The sequence below is a fragment of the Kribbia dieselivorans NBRC 106261 genome, assembly GCF_001552435.1.
Lineage (GTDB): Bacteria > Actinomycetota > Actinomycetes > Actinomycetales > Dermatophilaceae > Kribbia > Kribbia dieselivorans.
In genome coordinates this window covers 1-3,242 of sequence record NZ_BCRE01000059.1, presented here as the reverse complement: position 1 = coordinate 3,242, position 3,242 = coordinate 1, and the positions used below count along the sequence as shown (strand labels likewise).

The 3,242-nt window shown below is 69.1% G+C and carries 5 protein-coding genes; all 5 read right to left on the bottom strand.

Features of this window, described 5'->3' with window-relative positions; genetic code table 11:
- Positions 1–44 precede the first annotated feature (44 nt).
- Complete coding sequence (rplI, locus tag KD1_RS05840) at positions 45–491, bottom strand: 50S ribosomal protein L9 (protein ID WP_068398892.1); 447 nt, start codon at positions 489–491, stop codon at positions 45–47.
- Between the two features lie 26 nt (positions 492–517).
- Positions 518–754 carry a 30S ribosomal protein S18 gene (rpsR, locus tag KD1_RS05835; protein ID WP_068398889.1) on the bottom strand — a complete coding sequence of 79 codons (237 nt, stop codon included), beginning with the start codon at positions 752–754 and terminating at the stop codon, positions 518–520.
- 150 nt (positions 755–904) lie between these two features.
- On the bottom strand, positions 905–1,531 hold the full coding sequence (locus KD1_RS05830; protein WP_068398886.1) for a single-stranded DNA-binding protein: 627 nt from the start codon (positions 1,529–1,531) through the stop codon (positions 905–907).
- Between the two features lie 44 nt (positions 1,532–1,575).
- Positions 1,576–1,863, bottom strand: a complete 288-nt coding sequence (gene rpsF, locus KD1_RS05825; protein WP_068398884.1) for a 30S ribosomal protein S6 — start codon at positions 1,861–1,863, stop codon at positions 1,576–1,578.
- 106 nt (positions 1,864–1,969) lie between these two features.
- Positions 1,970–3,242: glycosyltransferase family protein (locus KD1_RS16800; protein WP_068398882.1), on the bottom strand; the 1,273-nt coding region annotated here is incomplete at its 5' end.

Sequence of the window (3,242 nt, the reverse complement as noted above, 5' to 3'; positions counted from 1 at the left end):
TCCTGAGGCGGCCCGAATCCATCACTCGGCGGAGGGGTCGTGCGTCAGCCGGCCTGAACGTCCAGCTTCAGCGTCGCCTTGACCTCGGGGTGCAGCCGCACGGTGACCTGAGCCGGGCCAACCGCCTTGATGGGGTTGCCGATCTCGATCTTGCGACGGTCGATGCTGCCGAGGCCCTGGGCCTTGACGGCGTCGGCGATGTCCGCGCTGGAGACCGCACCGAACAGGCGGCCACCGGCACCGGCGTGCGCCTTGATGCGGATCTGCTTCGACTCGAGGTTGCCCTTGATGGACTTGGCCTCTTCGAGCGTGGCAACCGCGCGGATCTCACGACCGCGGGCGATGTCGTCGACCTGCTTCTGACCGCCCTTGGTCCACGGCGTGGCCAGGCCGCGCGGGATCAGGAAGTTGCGGGCGTAGCCGGGCTTGACGTCGCAGACGTCACCGGGGGTACCGAGGTTGGTGACCTCGTGGGTGAGGATGACCTTCATGGTGTGTCTCTCCTGTTCCGGTCGGCTCAGCGGGAGCTGGACGAGTAGGGCAGCAGGGCCATCTCACGGGCGTTCTTCACGGCCGTGGCGATGAGGCGCTGCTCCTGGACGGACACGCCGGTGACCCGACGCGCGCGGATCTTGCCGCGGTCGGAGATGAACTTGCGCAGCAGCGCAGCGTCCTTGTAATCGATGTTCTCGACCTTCGCCGCCTTGAGCGGGTTGGCCTTCTTCTTGGGCTTGCGCAGCACGGGCTTGGCCATCGTGGTGCTCTCCTTCTATCTCGCGAGAGCCCGAGGTTCGCGCCTCGGGATGGGGTTGTTCTGTGATTCGGTCGGCTCACACCGACCGAGGTGGGATCACGGGGATCCGAAATGCCTGACGGAGCGTCGTGGCGCGGGTTGCGCGGTCGATCAGAACGGGGGCTCGTCGTAGGCCGGGGCCTGACCCCAGCCACCGCCGCCACCCTGGCCGCCGCCTTGACCACCTTGGCCGCCGCCTTGACCACCCTGGCCACCTTGACCACCCTGGCCGCCGCCGAAACCGCCGCCGCCGAAGTTGCCGCCACCGGACTGGTCGCCACCGGAGGCCCAGGGGTCGTTCTGCTGACCACCCTGGCCACCGCCGAAGTTGCCGCCGCCTTGACCGCCGCCGAAGCCGCCGCCACCACCGCGCTGGGTCTTGTTGACCTTGGCCGTGGCGTAGCGCAGCGACGGGCCGACCTCGTCGACCTGCATCTCCATGACGGAACGCTTCTGACCGCTCTCCTTGTCCTCCCACGAGCGGGAGACGAGGCGACCGGTGACGATCACGCGGGTACCCCGCTGCAGCGACTCGGCGACGTTCTCCGCCGCGTCACGCCACACCGAGCAGCGCATGAACAGCGTTTCGCCGTCCTTCCACTCGTTGGACTGGCGGTCGAACTGGCGCGGCGTGGACGCCACGGTGAAGTTCGCGACCGCGGCACCCGACGGCGTGAACCGCAGTTCGGGGTCGCCGGTCAGGTTGCCGATGATGGTGATGACGGTGTCGCCGGCCATGTGGTTTCCCCTCGGATCCGTTCGGGTGACTGTGACGGTGTCGGTCAGGCGTTGGTACGCAGGAGCTTGGTGCGGAGCACCTGCTCGTTGAGGCCGAGCTGGCGGTCGAGCTCCTTGGAGGTCGCCGGCTCGCAGGTGAAGGTGGCCACCGCGTAGGTGCCCTCGGCCTTCTTCTTGATCTCGTAGGACAGACGACGACGACCCCAGTGGTCGATGTTGTCGATCGTGCCGCCGTCCTTGGTGATGACGGTGAGGAACTTGTCGAGCGTCTCGGGGACGCTCCGCTCGTCGAGCTCGGGGTCGAAGATGACCATGAGTTCGTACTGACGCATGCTGAAACCCGCCTCCTTCGGTCTGGGCGGTCACGGGATTTCCGTGACAGGAGGGTTGTGCACCTGCCCACGGGCGCGTGCCTGCTGGTCAGGCGGCTCCCGGGGACTACGGCAGTCTAACGGCTGGCTCCGACATGGAGTAATCGCGGCTGTGGACAACGGCCCGGTCGGCGTCCGCCCCACCGGCCTCCGTCTCGGCCCGCCACATGACCACCCCGGCCAGGGCCACCCACATGACGAACCGCGCGACCAACAGCCACGCATACCACTGCCCGGGGATACCGCGCTCCGGAGTGTTCATGCCGGCGATGTAGATCCAGATGATGACGAAGTGCACCGCCTCGACCGCCGCCCAGATGAGGTGGTCGCGCCACGTCACCCCCGCCAGCGCGATCAACGGCAGCACCCACAACGCCGCCTGCACCGGCAGCACCGGGGACAACGCCGCGCCGATGAGCACGATCACGGCCGCGGTCTGCGCAAACGTCGGGGCCTGCTGCGCCCGGGCCGCGAACGCCGCTCCGACCGCGATCGCGACGAGCCAGGCACCGATCGCGGCCAGGCGCACCGCCCACACCGGCAGCGGGGACCCCATCGCGGCCGGCACGAACCAGATCGAGCCGTAGCCGGCCACGCCCGACCACCACTGCGCCCAGCTCGCGGTGAGCAGCGACGGCTGTATCGCCTCGGCGGCCACGACGAGCATGGCCACCAGGGTCACGACGATCCCGATCGCCGCCATCGCATCGACCACCAACCGCCGCCGCACCGCGGAGATGAGCAACGCCACCACGACCGCGATGACGTATTCACGGGTCAGCACGCCCAGGCCCAGCAACACCCCGGTCCACACCCAACTCTGCCGGTGCCACGCGTACATCGCCGCGGCGACGAGGGCGACGGCAAGCGCATCGGAGGACAGCAGTGCGGTGAGCACGATGATCGGGCTCAGGGCCACCTGCGCAGCCAGATCGAGTCGCCCCGGCCGCGTCGCGGCCGTGAGCCACACGGTCGTGAGCAGGAGCACGGTGATGAGGACGATCCAGTAGATGACGAACCAGCGCGTCTGGCTCACGTCGTCGCCGGCGGGCACGAACCCGCCGAGGGTGGCCAGCGCGGCCGCCGTCAGCGGTGGCTGGTCCAGCGGCGCCGATCCGCCCATCCACCCCGGGAGCCCGACCGACAATCCGCCGATCTGGTACTGCGACGGCAGGTCGGAGAAACATTGGCGCCAGAACTGTTCATCGCCGTTCCAGCCATACCGCAGGCAGTGTTGCTGGCGGAGCACCGCGCCCACCAGCGGGAGCGTCGCGAGGACCAGGAGGGCGGGCACCACCCGCGACCACGTGGTCGCCGCCGCCGCGGCGCGCCGCCCGAGC